Below are 19,268 nucleotides of genomic sequence, written 5' to 3' on the forward strand. Positions count from 1 at the left end.
GGTCGCATCGCGTTTCGTCTAAGCTTTCCTGTTCGCAGCGGCCGATAGTCTCAGGCGAGGAAGTCGATGCATGACGGTCGAGGAACACGAAAGGTTCGGCTAGTTACGCAACCTACACGTACACTCTCCGAATGTCTGCAATCAGTCAGCAGCGGCCATACGATCTAAATGCATTTGTCTGCCTTTGTACTAACAGCGTGGCCCACGCCCCTGCTCGCAAAGCACCGCCCAGAAACTGACGCTCGACACGCGCTCCGCCGTTCGATTTGCTCAGATCCCACTCAGTGGAGTTGACTTGATCTGCACTCAAGCCGTGTTACGGATCTTGCTACCTCACGTCAGCACTGATCCATCTCGCGCGCTTCTAAGCCGAGCTTGTTCGCTGCGCTTGGGTCGCTAAGCTCCGCCAATGGACGGCAATGACAGAAGACCTGACGCCGATTTGGGGCCTTCGCTTTCTACCGAAGCGCAGTTGGGAGCGATATTTGACGACGCGGACTTTCTCGCCATCCATCGTCGCATGTCGCCGTTCAATGTCTTCGAGGCCGTCGGTGCCATCCGTGGCGAACTTCGCCACTCCAATTTCCTAGCTTACCTGCTCTCGCCCAATCGGCCCCACGGCCTCGGCTCGCGCGCTCTCGCCGCATTCTTACGCCGTGTCCTTGACCGAATGGAACCGGACGAGCGGCCGATTATGTTGTTGGAACTACTCGTCGCTGAACTCGATGATGCAGTCGTCTATCGCGAGCGCGACAACATCGACATCTTGATCGAGCTGCCTAGTTTGAAACTGGTTGTGGCGATCGAAAACAAAATCGGAGCAAGCGCCGGCGACGGGCAGCTAAGGCGCTATAGCGACAAGGTTTCGCAAGTTTATCCAAATCATAAGAGGCTCTTTGTATTCCTGACTCCCGACGGGACGTCAGCGGACGAGGAAGGCTATATCGCCTATGGCTACGCCGACATGGCCGACACCCTCGAAAGCCTCGTCAGAGATGAGCTCACTGAGCACTCTGAAGCCGGATTGGTCGTACGCCACTACGTAGAAATGTTACGGAGGCACGTCGTGCACGATGAAAAGCTACAGGCGCTCGCGATAGCACTCTACGAGCGGCATAAAGAGGCTTTTGATTTTATCTTCGACGCCAGACCGGCGGCCACCAGCCTCGTGACCGTGGTTCGCGACAGTGCGTTAGCGGTGGAGGGCCTTATCGAAGACAGTGGATCTACCAACCTCTTTCGTTTCGCACCCGAGGTCTGGGACGAACGCTTGACGATCATCAAAGGCGATCCGACCAAATGGTCAAAGACCGGCCGAGGGCTGTTGTTCGAAGTCAAAACCTACAACGGGTCGCCAGGTCGCGTGAACGTTTCCCTTATTCTAGGTCCAGGGGACGCTAGTATGAGAGCCGGTGTTTACGCTGAAGCTCTCGCTCAGCCGCACCTGTTTACTGGGCTGGTCAAGCCGATGGGAGCTCAATGGGTCACTATCTTTAGCCGCGACCTCCAGACTGCTCAGCAGGCGAAAGGTCAAAGCTTTCAGGTTCAGGCCAATAGCGCCGGCTTGGCGTGGTCAGATTTCCAGGGACGAAGCCTGCAGCCGTTGATCGACGCGATAATCGACATTGATGATCGGCTCGTCGCCACAGCTTCTAGGGTAGCCGGCTGATTCAGAAGCCTGAGTGGAGGCGATTATTAGTGCCATCCGAGGGTCCCGTTGCGTTCGGAACATTTGTGTTACTTTGCACCGATGGCGTGGTCCCTGCCCCTGCCCATTGAGCACCGCGCAGAAGCACGCGCCCTGCCCTTCGACCTAGCGAGCGTCCCTCATTGGATTTGACCGGATCTACACTGAGGTAGGTAGCAGTGGCGTTGCGCCAGGAACGGACGTTCCCTGCCCCTGCCCGTTTTGCGCCTAACGGCCATTCCGCGAAATGGAACCGTGAGTTCGCTGACTGACAGCGCTCTATTCCGTCACTCGCGGTTGCAGACTTCAGTTTAGCCGATAACGTGACTCGGCTTGGAGTTGTCTCCGGCACGAGGGGTTGGGTAGTTGAGATTCAAGGAAAATCCGCCAGATGCGGCGGCTCTGATGACGTCCGCGCGCAGCTTCGGTAATTACGATCTGCCGGGCGCAATTGCAGACCTGATCGACAACAGCATCAAGGCGAAGGCGAACCAGGTCAGCATCAGTTGCCTGTTCAATGCCGGCAACCCGACACTCAGCGTCGTGGACAATGGCCATGGCATGTTGGCTGAGGAGCTCGAGGCAGCCATGCGTCCCGCCTCCACAAACCCCGCGACAGAGCGCTCAGTTGATGATCTGGGCCGGTTTGGTTGGGGGATGAAATCAGCCTCCTTTTCTCAGTGTCGCCGACTTACGGTGATCTCGCGCCAACGCGGAATGCTGTCTGCGGCCACCTGGGATCTGGACGACATCGATGGCTGGCGCATGGCGGTCTATGAGGAAGAAGAAGCGTCGGCGCTGGTCCGCGGGCTCCCGAGCATAGCCGACGGTACAGAAATCCATTGGGAAAAGTGCGACCGCCTGTCCGAGAATGGCACCCTCGGAGAGGACACGTTCAACGATCTCGTGTCCTACACCCGCGCCCGGCTGGAGCTGATCTTCCACAAGTTCCTGGCGGGGTTGGACGGCGCACCCAAACTGGCGATCAGGGTCAACGGACTGCCACTCGAAGCCTACGACCCCTTCTACCGCTCCCACCCGGCGACCCAGCCACTGGAGAAGGAAGATCTCCCACTGAGCGGCGCGCTGATCCGGATCAGCCCCTTCGTGCTACCCCATTACTCCAAGCTCAAGCTGTCGGAGCACGACCGCCTCGGGGGTGAGGACGGGTTTCTCCGGAATCAGGGGTTCTACGTTTATCGCAACCACCGCCTGATCATTCACGGCACCTGGTTCCGGCTCGCCAAGTACGGCGAGCTTTCCCAACTGGTGCGGATCTCCGTCGATATTCCCAACTCGCTGGATGACGTCTGGAAAATTACAGTCGACAAGTCCGACGCCCAGCTGCCTGCAGCTCTGCGAAAGAGACTATCCCAGATCGTCGAGAAGCTTCGCGGTCAGGCATCGAGGGTCTACCAGGCCAAGGGCGCAAAGATCGACAAACCGGGCGTGACCCACGTGTGGTCCCGGACCATCCGCCAAAACGAGATCCGGTACTCGGTAAACCGCGACCACTCGCTCATTGCCGCGGTGCTGGAGGCCGACGAGACCGGGCGCGTGTCGGCCTTGTTGAAGCTGGTGGAGCAGGCCTTCCCGGTCGGAAGCTTCGCCCAGGACGCTTCGATCAACATCTCGCGCATCCACCAGACGGAGGCCGATCCAAGGCGGCTGATCGAGCTGGCAGAAACCGTGGCCGTCGCGACCTTGGCAGAAGTCGGGGACATGAAAGAGATGGCGCGAGTGATGAAGCAGCAGGAGCCCTTTGCAAGCAGCTGGGCTCTCATTGAAGATCATTTCAAGAGTAAGGGCTGGAAAGTTGCCTGATTTCAACGCCGAGTTAGCGTTCTATCGTACCCGGATCAGCACGAACTATGCCGACGCGCTGAGCTCCAGCGGCGCGCTTCCCGCAGAGGCGATTGACCAGTCGCTCGAGTTCAACCCGTTTGGCCTGTCTGACGATGATCTCGCCCAGATTGCTCGCCAGTTGAGGGCAAGCTTCGCGGTCCAGCAAACCGTCGGCCATTCAATCACCAAAGGCTATACGCCCTGGCTGCGACAGAGGTCGGATATCGACTTCTGGTACTGGCGGCGCCTGCAGCGCTTTTACCTGGAGACGGGCGCCCTGCCCCCGCATGTGGTCGGCGTTCTGGATCGCGTGACCTCGGAGGTCCTGGACTACAGCGGAAACCCCGTCGAACCGGGCTCATGGTCAAGGCGTGGCATGGTCCTGGGTCACGTCCAGTCCGGTAAAACGACGAACTATTCGGCCCTGATCTGCAAGGCAGCAGACGCAGGCTACAAGGTCATCATCCTTCTGGCCGGCATCACCAACTCGCTGCGGGCCCAGACGCAGGAGCGGATCGACGAAGCCTTCATCGGCCGCAAGGCGCTCTTCGGGGCGGCGACTATTGAACGGCTGCCGATTGTCAATTTCGCCCAAGGCTTCCGGGAGCCGGCCTTCGGGACCACGCGGGACCAGGACTTCAATCGCGACCGGGCGACCGGCTACGGCGTCACCTTCGATGCCCTGCGTGAACCCGTCATCTTCGTCCTGAAGAAGAACAAGCACTCATTGGAGAGTCTGCGAGACTGGGTCGCCAACCAGGCTCGCGGCGGCCGAATTGATCAGCCGCTCCTGCTGATTGATGACGAGGCTGACAACGCATCGGTCAACACCTCGAAGGACCCTAACGGGACGACCACCATCAATAGGGCGATCCGGGAGGTTCTCGGCCTGTTCAGCAGGTCGACCTACGTGGGCTACACCGCGACGCCTTTCGCCAACATCTTCATCGACCCCGAAACGGAAGATGAGATGCTGAGGGACGATCTGTTCCCGAGGCACTTCATCAAGGCGCTGGACCCGCCAAACAACTATGTGGGCGCAGAGGCGGTGTTCGCACCAACCGGGCGTCTAAGAGAGCGGATGATTCGTGTGGTCTCCGACTACCAGGACGTTCTTCCGCTTAAACACAAACGCAGCGAATCGTTGCCTTCCCTTCCGCCATCGCTGGTGGACGCGGTTCGGGCCTTTGTACTGGCCCGCGCCATCCGGGTTCGCGCAGGCGACGGGGCAAAGCATGCGTCGATGATGATCAACGTTAGCCGCTTTAACGACGTGCAGGAGCGGGTGTTTGGTCTGGTCTACAGCCAGCTTGAAAAGATCCGCCAGGCGATCACGGTGAACTCCATGGCCGGCGAAGCAGGCTGGCGTGACCTCGAGCTTCAGGCCCTCGCCGGAGTTTTTGATGCGGAGTTTGCGACTGAAGAGCTGACGCTGGCCGACCTCGTCCCGCATCTGTTCGAGGCCGTCCGGACCATCGAGGTTCGGACCGTCAACATGAAGGGTGGCGAGCTCGACTACTCGAGACATGCCGCCGAGGGCCTGCACGTTATCGCCATCGGCGGCCTGGCGCTTTCGCGCGGCCTGACTCTCGAGGGCCTCATGATATCCTACATCCTTCGGAACACGGCGGCTTCCGATACCCTCATGCAGATGGCCCGGTGGTTTGGCTACCGACCCGGCTACGAAAAGATCTGCCGCCTTTATCTGCCCCAGTCATCCCTCGATCACTACGAGTACATCGAGGAGGCCATCGAAGAACTCCGCGATGAGATCAAGCGGATGGAGAAATCTGGCCAAACCCCCGAACAGTTCGGTCTGAAAGTCCGCGAAAGCCCTACCGCGCTTCGAATCACGGCCGCCAACAAGATGCGGTCGGCAAGGCCATTGATGCTGGCTCAGGACTATTCCGAGAGGCACATCGAGGGGCATGTCCTTTTCAACGACCAGACCATCAATGCCGCCAATCTTCGCGAAGTCGGGAGCTTCCTTGAGGCGCTTGGCCCCTGCACCAACGCGCTTGGGGTCAGCGACCCATCGATGGCTCGGGATCTGCCCGCGAATAGGGCCTGGCTTGCAACCGATGGCTGGCGCGTTCTGGATCTGATCAGGAAGTTCCAGTTTCCCCCGGCTCAGGGCGATCTCGGCCGAATCACGGCCGATACGTCCCTGTTTGCTGACTATGTCGCCGATCGCATTGGTCAGGAGCTGGCGCAATGGGACGTCATATTGCCGCTCAACAGCCTGAAGACTGCTGAGAGGGCGACACCCTTCGCAACCTTGGGCCCCCTCAGATTGCGGTCACGCACCACAGGAGCGACGGATGAGCGCGGCTATCACGTCACTGGGGGAAAAAACCGTGTCGCCGACAAGAACGACGCCAGACTTTTGCTCCCGGCTGACCGCTCGCCGCCCGATACGGGCCTGAGCGGCGACCGCGCCTACTGCGCCCTCCGGGATCGCCCGCTTCTGATCATCCACTTATTCCACATCGGACCGGCGCCGTCCGAGAAGCTCGACCTGTCGAACCCGGTGATCTCGCTCAGCTTCTGCCTGCCCGGGACGGGCATCAAGCCGGTCGAACGCTCCTACCAGGTCAACAAAGTCTACCAGCGACAACTCGAACTCTTCGCGACGGAAGAGGACGACGACGAGGCAATCACCAATGGCTGATCAATGGGACACCATTCCGCGGGCCGCCGCGGCCGGGAGCCGAACAGAGCGTCTCGCCGATCCAGAACACGCGCTCGACTTCTTTCGGGGCCGTGACTTTGAAGGCCGGCATCTGTTCTGGCTCAGTGTCGACTGGCAGGGCGACGAGTTGCCGAAGTGCCCCACCCTTTCAGGCATTGAGGCCGAGTGCCAACCGGAAGGCGCCGGGACCCGGTTGACTCTGGCGTTGCGCGATAGCGGTCAGCTCGAAGTTTTCGCGGCGCTTTGCGCCAACCTTATGGACGCAACACGACACCTGACGTCCGAAGGTGGCAAGCAAGCTCTGCATGTCGTGGTCGCTCGCCTTCGGCGGTGGCAGGAACTCCTCGGCCGGCGGCGCGACAACATCCTCACGCGGCAGGCGATCATCGGGCTAGTGGGCGAACTTCTCGTCTTTCGCGACCAGGTCCTGTCACGGCTGCCGGCAGGCGAAGCGGCGCTGTGCTGGAGAGGTCCCTTTTCCGATGAGCAGGATTTTGTTTTCGGCGGACGCATCCTAGAGGTGAAGACCCAGCTCGCCACCGCGGACCGGCGTTTCCAGATCGCGTCGGAGCATCAGCTCGACACGACGTCCGGCCCGATCACGCTGGTCCACCAGTTGATCGGCGCCGGTGCCAATGATCCGGCGGCACGCTCGCTGAATGAGCTGGTGGCTGAAATCAGCAGCACGATCAGGGAGCGATCGCCCGACGCGCTCGACCTGTTCAATGCCGGCATCATCGAAGTCGGCTATGTCGTGAGGTCCGAGTACGACGCAGAAGCCTGGGCTCCCGCTGGCTTGCGCGTCTATGAGATCCTCGACGGATTTCCCCGCATTGCCGCGCGTGGCCTCCCGGCTGGCATATCCCGCGTGCAGTACGAGGTCAGCCTCTCGTTCTGCGGTGACTTCGAGCGTCCCATCGAGTGGCTGGAGAAGGTTGTTCTCGGATGATCCAGGACGATATCGGCGATCCATTTGACCAATTCTGGAACGACCTGCTCCTCGAGGCTGACGCTACCGGTGATTCACAGAACGAGGCCTTCTTCCGCCTCTATTCCGGGCTGGCAGCCGAGAACGGTGACTGTCTTGATCTGACCTACATGCCGGCGCGCAGGGAGGGCCGCGGGGGCTTTCAGATCGACGGATATGCGATCGACACCGACCGGGGCGAGCTGCAGATCGCGATCTGCGATCTCCAAGCGGATCGCTCCCTTCAGACCCTGAATGCCGCCGATCTGCAGAGCCTCATCGGCCGCGCGGTTCGGTTCTGTGAACTGACTGCTGACCCGCGCTTCCTGGTCGAACTCGATGAAGCCAGCCCTGCGTGGGAGGTCGCCTACCATATCCGTGAGGCACGCCCGCAGATCCGCCGGATCCGGTGTCTCGTCTTCACCAACGCACGTCTCTCGATGCGAAGGAAGGTGATCGAAGCCACTGAAATCCTCGGGGTCGAGGCCGCGATCAATGTGATGGATTTTAGCCGCTACAGCGACATGCTGCTCGCCCAGGCTGGCTTCGATCCCATCGAGATCGACATCGAGGAACTGAACAAGGGGCCGCTGCCCTGCCTGCAGGCCCATCTACCCGAGGGAGACTACCGGTCGTTCCTGGTGGTCATGCCCGCCGAGCTGCTGGCCAATCTTTACGGGCTCTACAATACACGCCTCATGGAACAGAACGTTCGAACGTTCCTGCAGGTCAAAACCAAGGTCAACAAGGGCATCAATCAGACGATCCGGGAAGCCCCGGAGATGTTCTTCGCCTACAACAACGGCATCACCGCAACGGCAACAGACATCGGATTGACGGAGGGCGCGGAGGGAACATCTATCCGCACGATCAGCAATCTGCAGATCGTCAACGGCGGCCAGACGACGGCCTCGCTCCTTCAGGCGAGGGACAAGAACGGGGCGGACCTCTCGGGCATCTTTGTCCAGATGAAGCTGTCGGTGGTCAGGCCGGAACTTGTCGAGACCATTGTCCCCAACATCTCCCGGTTCGCCAACACCCAGAACCGGATCAGCGAGACGGACTTCTTCTCCGGCCACCCCTTCCACGTCGAGCTCGAGAAGCTCTCCAAACAAATCAGCCCACCCGCTGCACCGGGCGAACTTGTCGCCCGGTCATGGTTCTACGAGCGCGCACGGGGCCAGTATGCCAACGCAGTCGCGGCGCTCGCGGGCGCTGCGCGGCGCAAGTTCGAGGCGGAGTATCCCCGCAAGCAGCTCATCAAGAAGACCGACCTCGCGAAGTACATGCTGTCCTACGCCTGCAAGCCACACATCGTCAGCCTCGGTGAGCAGAAATGCTTCAAGCCCTTCGCCGATGAAATCAAAGATCTGTGGGAGAAGAACAAGGACCAATTCAACGAGACCTACTTCAAGCACGCGATCGGCCAAACCATCCTCTTCAGATACGTGGACGAGATGATTGGCCGGTCTGAGTGGTACCGGGTACACCGGGTGGATAAGGCGGCCACTGTCACCTACTCCATCGCTTGGCTCCTGAACCATTTGCGGCAGAACCACGGTCAGGAGCTCGATCTGGGACGGCTCTGGTCGGAACAGGGCGTTCCGAGGCAGGTCCAGCAGGCGCTGCAGGTCATCGCCCCGCGTGTTATCGACCGTATCCGAAGCACCCCCTACGAAAAAAAACGCGTTTCGGACTACGTCCGGGACCCGCGATGCTGGTTGGACGTGGCCAGCCTGGAAGTGGAGTTGGACGAGACCAGCCTGCTCAGCTGCTGCGTCTCCATCGAAGAGGCCAGAAACCTGGAACGGGATGCTGTACGCAAGCTGAAGGTCGACACCGAGATCGAGTTCGAAACGGTGCTCTTCCAGCTGATCCCGCGGGTTCCGCGCATCAGGGCGTTCGCGAAGTCCAAAAGGATTCTCTCCCCTTTGGCGGACAAGGCGTTGAGACAGTTGGAAACCCGCGCAGTTTCACTGTCGAAGTCGGATCGAAACGCTCTCAAGAATCTGTTCGAACGCATCGACGCTGTGGGCGGCGGTGAGCTGATCAGTCTGGGGGCTCTCTCCGCCGCAGAGTAGCCGGGCGCGTTCGACAATTCGCCGGAGACGATCCGGACGGTCGTCATGATGAACGCGAGGTAGCCGCTGTCTCTGCGTACTTCAGTCGACCTGCTGGCTGGTCGCGGCATCGACATCTGCCACGAGATGGTCAGGCTCTGGCGCCCTTCTGATGTCAGTCTGAGGCGCCCACGACCACGCCCCGGTGGGGGCAGGTATGACGGCTGAGGATCAGGGAGCGGCCATCGAGGACGAGGTGAAAGCCCTCGTTCTGAGGGGCGATCTCCACTGTTCCATAGTGCAGCTGGCGGTGATGGTTGGCGCAAACGGTGATGACGTTCTGCGGCCCCAGCGCGCCGGGAGCCAGGCTGGCCACCGGCAGGACGTGATGGGCCTCAACGTAGGGCACGCCATTCCGCTTGCGGAACCCCAGAGGAGGCAGACCCAGCGCCTCGCACACCTGACACCGATAGCCGTTGGCGCGCTTGACCAGGTTCCCGACCCCGCCGCGCTCGATGGCCGCGCTCAGACGATGCTTCACCTTCGGCGGCGCGTCGCGGTAGCGCTGCCGCAGCGCCTCCAGCTCCGCCGGATCAACGGTGGCGATCGGGGCCGTCGGGGCCGGCGGCCCGGTCCAGCCGTCCGGATCGCCGCCCGCCTTCCCCGTCACCGAACCGGCGCCGGACACCAGCGCCTCGGCGAGCGCCGCCAGCGACGCGGCGGCGACCTGCAGGCGCAGGGTGATGCGTTTGGTGGTGTTGCCACTGGTCCCCTCCGGGCGGCCGACGCGCGCGCCGGCGCGGCCGAGAGCCAATCGCAGCGTCCGCGGCGAGACATCCGTCAGCGGCAGCGGCCAGGCGAAGGGTCGCGGGTCGAGAGCCAGATCCAGACCCTCGGCCGCCGCGCGCCGCTCCGCCACCTGACTGGAGACCCGGGCGTTCAACACGATGGCGTCGAGGCGCTGCAGCCGGGCCAGAACCAGCTCGATCGCTGCGCCATAGTCCCGGTTGCGCCGCCGGCCGTCGGCGCATTCGAAGGTGAGCTCGGTAGACGGCACGTCGCCCGCAAGACTGAAGTCCGCCGCGAGCATCCGGCCCTCGTCGGTCCGCGCCCGAAGCAGTCCGGTCTCCGCGGCGGCGGGCGCGGAGGAACCTGAGCTTGGCGTCGCGGGTGCCCCGACGGCGGGTGGCGTCGGCCCCCGCGCCAGCACGGCCAGAACCGCCGCCTGAAGCTCGGCGTCGCTGCGTGGTCTCCATTCCCGCAACATCCGGCCCACCATGGTGTCGGCCCCCCGGGCGCGCTCCGGATCTCGGTCGATCCAGCCGATACGGCTGGAGTCGACGTGGGCGTCGAAGGCGTCTCGGGCGTTCTTGAGACTGTTGGCGAAACTCTCCAGCGTGCGGCCGTCTCCGAGCACGTCGAAGAAGCGCGCGTAAGCCTCGCGCCAGCTGTCGACCTCGAGCCACGCCGGCGGTCGATCGGCGCCGCCCTCGCGGTCGCCGCAGCGCGCCAGTGCATAGGCGACGAGCTGCATGTCCGGCGCGCGCTTGACCACCACCCGGCTCAAAGGGTCGCCCCGACGCGTTGGGGTTCCAGCGGAGTGGCGTCCGGAGCGACCGGGTCCCAGAGGATTCCGGCCGCCGTCAGCCGGGCGTGGATGTCATCGCCGAACCGCCAACCTTCCGGCATGCGCTGGCGCAGGCCGAGGGCGTCCCTTCGATCCAGACGATCGCATTCTTCGCGCGTGATCAGGACAATCCGCACGTGATCGCGGAGCAACGCTGCGATCACAGCGTCATCTTCGCCCTGCGCAAGCAGGCGGTGACATTCGTCAATCACGACCTTGCGCAGGACGACATGTTCGCGACGCCCGACCCGCGTCCAGGCCCTCGATCGCCCCGCAACGACGAGATCGTCGGGCAGCAGCAGGCCTTCGAGAAGCCGGGTGTGCGAACTGCCCTTCTCTTCCCACAGCCCGCGGATATGCATCGCCGCCCGCAGGCTGGCTCGCTCCAGACGTTCGGTTCTGGTGTATTCGCGTCGCATCCCGCCCCCTCAGGCTTCACATAGCCGCCGGGCCAGCACGACCATCGCCCAGGTATCGCGCTCGCAGTAGGCGAGCAGACCGCGTTCAAGCTCGGCACGGCGCGCCGGATCCGCGCCCGCCGCGATCTCAAGCCAGGCCGTTTGGGCCTGTCCGCCGTCCCGCACGTCGAGACCGCCATAGTCGAGTTCGGGCGCGACCGTCGGCAGCACCGCCTTGATCGACCAGCTGCCGCGCTGATCGCGATGATACCAGGTCGCCCGCGCGACCGGCAAAAGATCGACGATCCGGTCCGCCATCGCCGACAGCGCGGGCGCCTGGTCCGGGAATACGTCTGCCAGCTCCCGGATCCGGCCACGTTCAAAGCTCGCATTGTAGGCGATGATCGCACCGGCCTCGGGCAGAGCGTCGATCAAGGCTTGCGCGCAGGCGCGACGCGGATCCTCGCCGTCGAGGCTGAGGAAGGCCTGGTGCTCGATCCGGCCGTCCTCCTGTTCGACGTGGACGGAGAACTGGAATGGGACCTGCTGGTAGGGCCGGGTCCCGACCCAGCGCGGGACCGCAAAGGCTATGGTTTCAAAATCCAGCCAGGCCCTTGGCCAAGCCCACGCGCCGATCGCCGCGCGGGCGGCGGCCACGTCATGGAAGGTCGCGCCGCTGACGGTCGCCTCATACACCCGCCGGTGCACCGGGTTGGTCAGTGCCTCCGCCTCCACCTGGAGAAGGTCATCCACCCCCAGGTCGAGCCAACGCCGCCCGCCGCCATTCGGGAGTACGGTGACCGGCCAGGCCGGCGGTTCCGGGAGGCCCTGGTTGCAGTGAACGGAGAACGCACAGGCGTGGGGCGAGGCGCAGTGGTCGCCCGGCGCGATGGCGGGATCCGGTCCCACGAGGGTCTCCCGCGCGGCCTCGATCAGCGCCTCTCGCTCCGCCACCAGCGGCTCGATCTCATCGAGGCATTCCTGGTCGGCCAGAAGTCCCTCGAACCGGCCCGGCTCGGTCAGCACGAAACGGTTGTCGATATGGCGGATCGTGGCGCTGCCGATGGGGACTCCGGCTTGGCGCGCCACCCACACCTGGGTCGCCAGATCGGACCGATGGTGCGGTTTCGCGGAGGTCGCACTCTTGACCTCGGCGACGCGCCAGGTCGCGTCACCCATCGGCTCAAGCACATCGATGCGGACCAACACGCCCTCATGTTCGAAGGTGGCTTCGAACAGCGGATGACCGCCGGCGGCGAGCCCGCGGCGCGTGCTCTCCAGCGCGGCGCCAAGGTCGGGGTCCGTCTCCACCAGCACACCATCGGGCGCTAGGGCCCGGGCGATCGCCCCGACTTCATGGCCCGCCGCAAACCGGGCTTGGGCACCATCGTCCATGGCGGCGGCGTCCGGCTGGTGAACCGCGAGCCAGAGCCTGCGGGCGCACTGCTCGAAGGACGCGATCTGCGATTTCGAAAGGCCAGGTCCGCGTGGCGTCGTCGACGTCATGGCCCGACGCCTCGTGCGTCGCTCTGAGCGGCCTCACCCGGGCCCGCGCCGAACGCCGCCCGAAGGCGGCCGTGATTGTCTTCCTGAAAGCGGTCCATTCGGTCTCCCCCGGTGCCACCTTACACAGGTTCAGCCCGTCACAAATCGTGGCGGTCGCCGGCGGTCCGCGGAGAAATTCGAATGCCCGGCGCGTCGTAACCCGTCGCTGTGCGAGCGCGTCTGGGCCGAGCCGACCTGCATCGTGGCCCGCACCCTGGGCATCTCCAACATCGTTGGTCACGGTCCGCTGCACCGCCGGCGTTCCGGTCCCGTCCTGGGGCTACTGGGCCAAACACCAGACCCCGCCGTCCACCAGCGATACCTAGCGTCGTAACTCCATGCTGACTTTGGGGAGGCCCGCTTTCGGCGTTCAGCCGTGATCTCTCATTCGGAGATCGCCGTCCCGACGCTGGTCCGTGGCTGGCTACAGGGATCCCAGCCCGCGGCCCCGCCGACATCGGCCCTTTGCTCGACTGGCCAAACGCTAACGCGGCGCGACCGTCAGGCGGGACAGTTCTGCCCGGCCTCGTCCATTGCCGCCTTCAGGGCCGGCGCGACCCGCTCCGAACGCGCCGTCTTCGCCCATGCTTTGCGCTCGTCTCCCGCCAAGTCCGCCACCTCGCGCAGCGCCACATCCAGCCGCGCGAGCAGACCGGGCGCGGCGGCCGTCAGCGCCTCGTCGATTAGACGGTCGCCGGCTCCTTCCCAGTCGCGGGACAAAAATCCGAACAACGACCAGGTGATCGGCTCGGCCAGTCCGGCGTCGTGGCACAGGATCGAGACTTCGGCGGACAGCTGGTGGGTGGGCAGGCTGCGCAGATCGACATCGCCGCCGGGTTCGACCAGGACCGTGGGACAAGCGCCAACGTGCAGCAGAAGGGCGAAGTCCCCGCGACCCGCGACGGTCTGGCCTTCCGTCAGGAAGAAGGGCCGACCGGCCAGTCGCGACAGGATGAGCCATGGCTGGAAGTCGTTCCAAGCCACATGCTCGGTCGGTTCGCCGGGCTCGACCTCAGCCACCATCCTATGTCCGTCCTTCTCGAACTGGACGGCCCCCGCCTCCAGCAGGGTCATAGTGATCACGCCCAACCCGTCCATCCACCCGCCGACCCGCGTGCCGGGCGCGAGGACCTTGCGGACCGGGGGCCGGTTGACCAGCGACGTGATGAAATCCGCGCTCAGCCGAACCCCCTTGAGCGCAGCGTCGATCAGGGCCTGGGCCCCGATGGCGTCGCCAAGAAACAGCCCACCGGTGGTGCCCAGCAGCCAGTTAACGGTCTCGGAGACAGGGGCGTTGTCGGCGGACGCCAGTCGCTCCGCGATCAGTCGGGCGAGTTCGCTGGCCAGGAGCTGGGGCAGGCGGATGGCGTAATGGATCTCGCCGTCCTCGCTTCGCCCCGGCGTGATCAGGCCGGCAGCCTCCAAGGCCCGGACATCGTGATCGGCCAACTGAGCGTTCACGGTGTCGCGGCGCGCGATATAGCCGGAGCCGAGTTGCAGCCTGTGCTCGATCGAGGCACCGGCGTCGAGATCCGCGAGGACCGCCTTGGCCAGCGCCCGGTAGAGCGCATAGGGCGGTTCGGTCGTGTCGAAGTCCTCACGCACCGAGTCTAGAAGGTCGAGTCCCGGGAGGGGCGAGAGCGCCGCCGAGAGGGTCTCGTCCCGGTACTCGTCCGCGCCGAACACCTCGTTTGCCATGACGCGGAGCACCCATGGATGGCGTAGTTCGGCGCTGTACCGTGCACCGGCCATCAGACCGATGCGTCGCTCGGACAATCGCCGCCGCGCCGCCTGGAACTCGCCGTCGTCGAGCGGACCGACGGCTACCCGACTGGCACGCGGGGCCAGTGCGCTGCTTCCTCGACCAGTTGCCTTCTTCAACAGACTGCCGGCCGCACCGTCGTCGATGGCGAGGACGACGCGCACTCCGGGCCCGAACGCGTTGGAGGTCAGGGCCTCGATGTCCTTGCGTAGGTCGCCGTCACCTCGCCCGACGTGGTCGAGCACGAGCACCAGGACAGGACCGGCGGCGCGGGCCCGGATCTGGAGCCAGTGCCGCGCATCGTCGCGCGTCAGGGGCCAGTCGAGCGCCGACGACAGCAGGTCGGCCAGCATCTGGAAGAGATCGGCACCGCTGTCCGCCTGGACATAGAGGGCGGCGAAGGCCTCGTCGTCCGCAAGGTCCTGGACGAGTTCGCGTAGAACATGACTCTTGCCGGCGAGCGGCTCGCCCTCGACCATGACTAGTCGGGCCTTCTCTCTCAGAAGACCGTTCACCCGCTGCGTCGCTCGGCGGTCGAACCCCCAGCCCTCGACGAAGGTGGTCGTCGGATCGTTCCACTCGCCCGTCATCTCGTCCAAGGTCGCCGTGGACACCTGCCTGACGGCGCTCATCCAGACTTCGGGGGCGTCGGCCATCAACTGTTCGATCGCCGCCTTGAAATCGGCCTTGGCGAGGGTCGCCGCGTTCGCGATGAGGGCGGCCAGCTTGGCCTCATCCGGATTGTCCGGAACCCAAGCTTGGCCGGTATAAGTGTCGAAGAAGGCGGTATTGGTCCCGTTCGTTAAGGCGACCAGCGGAGCCATGGGCTCGACCAGCTTGGCGTAGGACCGGGCCTGGGCCGCATCCGCCGCGGTGAGCCTCTCGCCCGGCCGCTTGAGCTCGAGGATGGCCAAGGGCTTGCCGTTCAACTCCACGAGGATGTCGAGGCGGGCACCGGCCTCCGTCTTCGGTTCGCCGTTGACCGTGATCTCCTTGAGCCCGGCCTTGAAGGTGAAGCTCCTCTGATGCTTTAGCGCCTTCGGCGGCAGCCACGGGAAGGCCTTGAGCATCTTCGCGCGCAGCTCGGCCTCGAATTCCTGTTCGGGCGTCGTCTTGGTGGTCAACACATAGGGCATCGGGAGATCCGGAACGGTCGAGGCGGGTTGTCCGGCGCGCCGCCCTTGGCTCAACGTGCAGCTTACCTGAAGCGGGTGCAACGACGATGTGGCGCGCGCGCTGCCACGCGCCCAGTGTTTCAAGTTCCGAGGTCGGCAGCCTCCGCCGTTCGACCACCTATCGGCCAGGGTCCGCTTTTGGACATTGGTCTGATGTCCGCCTTAGCGCCCAAAGTCCGATGGGGATCAACCAAGCTCAAGGGTTTCGCTCGCGTGAACTCTTGCGCTTTTGCGACTCGTCAATCTGAGGGACACGAGAAGGGACTCACTGAAAGGCTCGTGCGGTGGACAGTCAGAAACAGCTTTTGAAGTTCAGCGGGCCCTCGAAGTACGCCCTCGATAATCTCGAGAGCGGACAAATCTTCTGCCAGCACTACGGTGCGTACAACGACCCTTTCGAGTTCTGGTCGGACATCGTCACAGGAATCCCTGACGCGGGGCGAGAGCCTGAGCGTTTCCTGTCCGCTCTTAGAACTTGGGGATTCCACTTCGATACGGTGGAGGAAGCCCTCGGTGAGCCGCTCGTTAGCGAAAGCGTAGAGGAATATTTCGAGGAGTGCGCATCCTACGTCCCGCCCTTCGAGGTGATGCGAAAGGAAATGCGGATCGCCTGCTTCGCTTCGCAGCGGGACAACCTTCTAATGTGGTCGCACTACGCCGACGGGCTGCGAGGCTTCTCCCTGGTCTTTGACGAAGACGCCCTAGTGAGCGGCAGGCCGGAGGCCTACGTTCTCGACGTGGCATACACCAACAAGCCGCCTACGATTGACAGCTTTATTTACGGTCTTGCTTGGGACCAAGACTGGTACAGTCACGTAGCAATCGAGGAAACGCAGAAGCGGATCCAGTTTTCCGGTGAAACGGAACGCGAGGCGGAAATTGAAATGTATGAAGCGTCGGGTGCCGAAGCTCTCGGAACCATGCGTGATATGTGGCAGCGCGTCTTCGCGACCAAGCCCGTTCAGTGGCGTTATGAAGGCGAGCGACGTCTTCTGATCCAAACGGACCAGGAGGACGACGCTCCGCTTCTCTGGCAATACGATCGCGGTGCGGTCAGAGAGGTCATTCTTGGAGAGCGGATGCCGGAAACCTACCGGCAGCGCCTCATGGCGGTGCTTGAGAAGCACTATCCGGAGATGCCAGTCACAGCCGCGGGGCGCGCGCGGGACTGCTATTCCATACTCATAGACTAACCCCGCGCGCGCCGAGCGGCAGGGGTATCCTGTCTCGAGAGTCAGATAGCTTTTGATTTCGGACGGGACTGGCTCTTGTCTGAATATCTAGCGCCCCGCCGCCGCGTGTGTCGTTAGTTGGGGTTTAGCGTCGAGGAGCGCCGTAGCCTTCTGATGACAATCGATGGCCGCTCCGAGGTTCTCTCGGGCAGGAAGCTGATGACTCCGCAAGTCTTGAAGGACGGCCAAGGTTTGGAACCGGACATCCTCCTGGAGGTGCATCGAGCGTCCGCTTTCCGGGCCGGAGCCAAGATCCGTTCTTGGCGCGAAGCGGCTGCCTCCCCTGCCCTTTATTCCCGTCCCGTTCCCGAAATGCGCATAATCGGCATTGCCAGAACCTGAGTGCCAGTTCGTCTACTGTCAGGATCCTATCGTCTGCCCACGCCTAGACCGGACGAGCCGCGGCTGATTGCTGACGCTCCTCTACAGGCCCTCTAGGGTTTCAGGGCTCAGGTGGCCGAAAATACCTTCGGGCAGCTTCAGCACCGCACTGCCGCCGCCCGTCATAGACCTGCCCCCCGCGCGCGGAACCCACGAGGCGTATCGCGCGGCGCTGTCAGATTAACTTCGGCAAGCCGAAAGCCCCCTACCCCGCCGCCATTCAGGCAACGGCCAACGCCCAAGCGGCATCGGCATCGGCGCGGAAGCGGCGAAGGGTGGGTCTGCTGATCAGATGACGTTGCATGTTGAAGGTGTTGTAGATCGCCGCGTGGGTGGTGAGGAATCTCTGGGCTGAGGCTTGCGATTTGAACCGCTGCTGCTGTCGCTCCCGTCGTCGGATCGGCAGGTGGGAGTTCTCGATGCGATTGTTCTCCCGAAGACGGCCGGGTCGATGCAGATGCCTCAGATCCAGGACATCGAGCGCCGCGCCATAGGAGGCCAGGCCGTCCGTCGTGATCGTCTGAGGCTCGATCGGCTGGTTGTGTAGCAGGCGTCGCAGAAGCCTCAGCGCTGCCTCCGTGTCCCGCCGGCGCTGGACCACAAGGTCGAGGACCTCGCCTTCATCGTCCACTGCGCGCCACAGATACATCCGCTTGCCGCCGATCCAGCAGACCATCTCGTCCAGGTGCCAGCGCGGCGACGGGGCCCCTCGCCGCTTCTTAGGCCGTCGTGCGATCAAGGGGCCAAACTTGATCGTCCAGCACCGGATCGTCTCATAGCTGACATCGATACCCCGTTGCGCGAGCAGTTCCTCGACGTCACGAAAACTGAGGCTGAAACGAAAGTACAGCCAGACGGCATGGCGGATAACACCTGCTGGAAACCGGTGACGCTTGAACGAAATCGCCTTCACGAAATATGATCCCCGTCAGTGGCTTACGCCACAAATACCGGAGAACTTTTAGCGTTCGCCTGACAGCACCGCCACACAGGCGCTGTTAGATTAACTTCGGCAAGCCGAAAGCCCCCTACCCCGCCGCCATTCAGGCAACGGCCAACGCCCAAGCGGCATCGGCATCGGCGCGGAAGCGGCGAAGGGTGGGTCTGCTGATCAGATGACGTTGCATGTTGAAGGTGTTGTAGATCGCCGCGTGGGTGGTGAGGAATCTCTGGGCTGAGGCTTGCGATTTGAACCGCTGCTGCTGTCGCTCCCGGCGTCGGATCGGAAGGTGTGAGTTCTCTGCCCGATTGTTCTCACGAAGCCGGCCGGGTCGATGCAGATGCCTCAGATCCAGGACATCGAGCGCCGCGCCATAGGAGGCCAGGCCGTCGGTCGTGATTACCTGCGGCTCGGCCGGCTGGTTGTGAAGGAGACGCCTGAGCAGCCTCAGCGCTGCCTCCGTGTCCCGCCGGCGCTGAACCACGAGGTCGAGGACCTCGCCTTCGTCATCGACAGCCCGCCACAGATACATCCGCTTTCCGCCGATCCAGCAGACCATCTCGTCCAGGTGCCAGCGCGGCGACGGGGCCCCTCGCCGCTTTTTCAGCCGTCGTGCGATCAAGGGGCCAAACTTGATCGTCCAGCACCGGATCATCTCATGGCTGACGTCGATACCCCGATGCGCCAGGAGCTCCTCGACGTCACGAAAGCTGAGGCTGAAGCGGAAATAAAGCCAGACGGCGTGGCGGATGATGTCCGCCGGAAACCGGTGGCGCTTGAACGAAATCGGCCTAACGAAATGTCATGCCCGACAGCGGCTTACGCCACAAATACCGGAGACCTTTTATCGTTCGCCTGACAGCACCGCCACACACCCCCGGCACCTGGGTCTGTCAGGGCAGCTGAGCCAAGTTGAAACGTCCCCTACCCTGCCCAGTTTCAGGCAACCGCCGCCGC

General features: G+C 63.3%; 13 protein-coding genes. 8 read left to right on the forward strand and 5 right to left on the reverse strand.

Annotated features, from left to right (window positions below; genetic code table 11):
- Nucleotides 1–409: 409 nt before the first annotated feature.
- From O3139_RS10580 to O3139_RS10600, 5 genes are all read left to right on the forward strand, one after another.
- A complete protein-coding gene (locus tag O3139_RS10580; protein ID WP_269514044.1) occupies nucleotides 410–1,669 on the forward strand; it encodes a PD-(D/E)XK nuclease family protein in 1,260 nt (419 codons plus the stop codon).
- Nucleotides 1,670–2,053: 384 nt separating this feature from the next.
- Nucleotides 2,054–3,511, forward strand: coding sequence for an ATP-binding protein (locus tag O3139_RS10585; RefSeq protein ID WP_269514045.1), 1,458 nt, complete (start codon nucleotides 2,054–2,056; stop codon nucleotides 3,509–3,511).
- A complete protein-coding gene (locus tag O3139_RS10590; protein ID WP_269514046.1) occupies nucleotides 3,504–6,203 on the forward strand; it encodes a Z1 domain-containing protein in 2,700 nt (899 codons plus the stop codon). The genes O3139_RS10585 and O3139_RS10590 overlap by 8 nt, the downstream gene beginning before the upstream one ends.
- On the forward strand, nucleotides 6,196–7,173 hold the full coding sequence (locus O3139_RS10595; protein WP_269514047.1) for a PD-(D/E)XK motif protein: 978 nt from the start codon (nucleotides 6,196–6,198) through the stop codon (nucleotides 7,171–7,173). Before O3139_RS10590 ends, O3139_RS10595 begins: the two co-directional genes overlap by 8 nt.
- On the forward strand, nucleotides 7,170–9,272 hold the full coding sequence (locus O3139_RS10600) for an AIPR family protein (RefSeq protein WP_269514048.1): 2,103 nt from the start codon (nucleotides 7,170–7,172) through the stop codon (nucleotides 9,270–9,272). The genes O3139_RS10595 and O3139_RS10600 overlap by 4 nt, the downstream gene beginning before the upstream one ends.
- A gap of 154 nt (nucleotides 9,273–9,426) precedes the next feature.
- Here the strand turns inward: O3139_RS10600 and O3139_RS10605 are convergent, their stop codons facing one another.
- Nucleotides 9,427–10,806 carry an HNH endonuclease gene (locus tag O3139_RS10605; RefSeq protein WP_269514049.1) on the reverse strand — a complete coding sequence of 460 codons (1,380 nt, stop codon included), beginning with the start codon at nucleotides 10,804–10,806 and terminating at the stop codon, nucleotides 9,427–9,429.
- Between the two features lie 98 nt (nucleotides 10,807–10,904).
- Here O3139_RS10605 and O3139_RS10610 point away from each other — a divergent pair, with 98 nt between their 5' ends.
- Nucleotides 10,905–11,321: a hypothetical protein gene (locus O3139_RS10610; protein WP_269514050.1), complete on the forward strand. Its 417-nt coding sequence runs from the start codon at nucleotides 10,905–10,907 to the stop codon at nucleotides 11,319–11,321.
- Here O3139_RS10610 and O3139_RS10615 read toward each other — a convergent pair.
- Both O3139_RS10615 and O3139_RS10620 read right to left on the reverse strand, forming a co-directional pair.
- The gene (locus O3139_RS10615; protein WP_269514051.1) at nucleotides 11,307–12,782 is read right to left on the reverse strand and encodes a DUF2779 domain-containing protein; all 1,476 of its coding nucleotides are present in this window, start codon (nucleotides 12,780–12,782) and stop codon (nucleotides 11,307–11,309) included. The genes O3139_RS10610 and O3139_RS10615 overlap by 15 nt on opposite strands.
- Before the next feature lie 540 nt (nucleotides 12,783–13,322).
- Nucleotides 13,323–15,719 (reverse strand): type I restriction endonuclease, encoded by a 2,397-nt coding sequence (locus O3139_RS10620; RefSeq protein ID WP_269514052.1) that lies wholly within the window; start codon nucleotides 15,717–15,719, stop codon nucleotides 13,323–13,325.
- 323 nt (nucleotides 15,720–16,042) lie between these two features.
- On the opposite strand from O3139_RS10620, the gene O3139_RS10625 reads away from it, so the two are divergent.
- On the forward strand, nucleotides 16,043–16,951 hold the full coding sequence (locus O3139_RS10625; RefSeq protein WP_269514053.1) for a DUF2971 domain-containing protein: 909 nt from the start codon (nucleotides 16,043–16,045) through the stop codon (nucleotides 16,949–16,951).
- Between the two features lie 640 nt (nucleotides 16,952–17,591).
- On the opposite strand, the gene O3139_RS10630 is transcribed toward O3139_RS10625, so the two are convergent.
- Complete coding sequence (locus tag O3139_RS10630; protein ID WP_269514054.1) at nucleotides 17,592–18,284, reverse strand: IS6 family transposase; 693 nt, start codon at nucleotides 18,282–18,284, stop codon at nucleotides 17,592–17,594.
- 130 nt (nucleotides 18,285–18,414) lie between these two features.
- The gene (locus tag O3139_RS10635; RefSeq protein ID WP_269516469.1) at nucleotides 18,415–19,065 is read right to left on the reverse strand and encodes an IS6 family transposase; all 651 of its coding nucleotides are present in this window, start codon (nucleotides 19,063–19,065) and stop codon (nucleotides 18,415–18,417) included.
- Here O3139_RS10635 and O3139_RS10640 point away from each other — a divergent pair.
- A complete protein-coding gene (locus tag O3139_RS10640) occupies nucleotides 18,970–19,170 on the forward strand; it encodes a hypothetical protein (RefSeq protein ID WP_269514055.1) in 201 nt (66 codons plus the stop codon). The genes O3139_RS10635 and O3139_RS10640 overlap by 96 nt on opposite strands.
- Nucleotides 19,171–19,268: the final 98 nt, after the last annotated feature.

This window comes from Brevundimonas subvibrioides (assembly GCF_027271155.1).
GTDB lineage: Bacteria > Pseudomonadota > Alphaproteobacteria > Caulobacterales > Caulobacteraceae > Brevundimonas > Brevundimonas subvibrioides_D.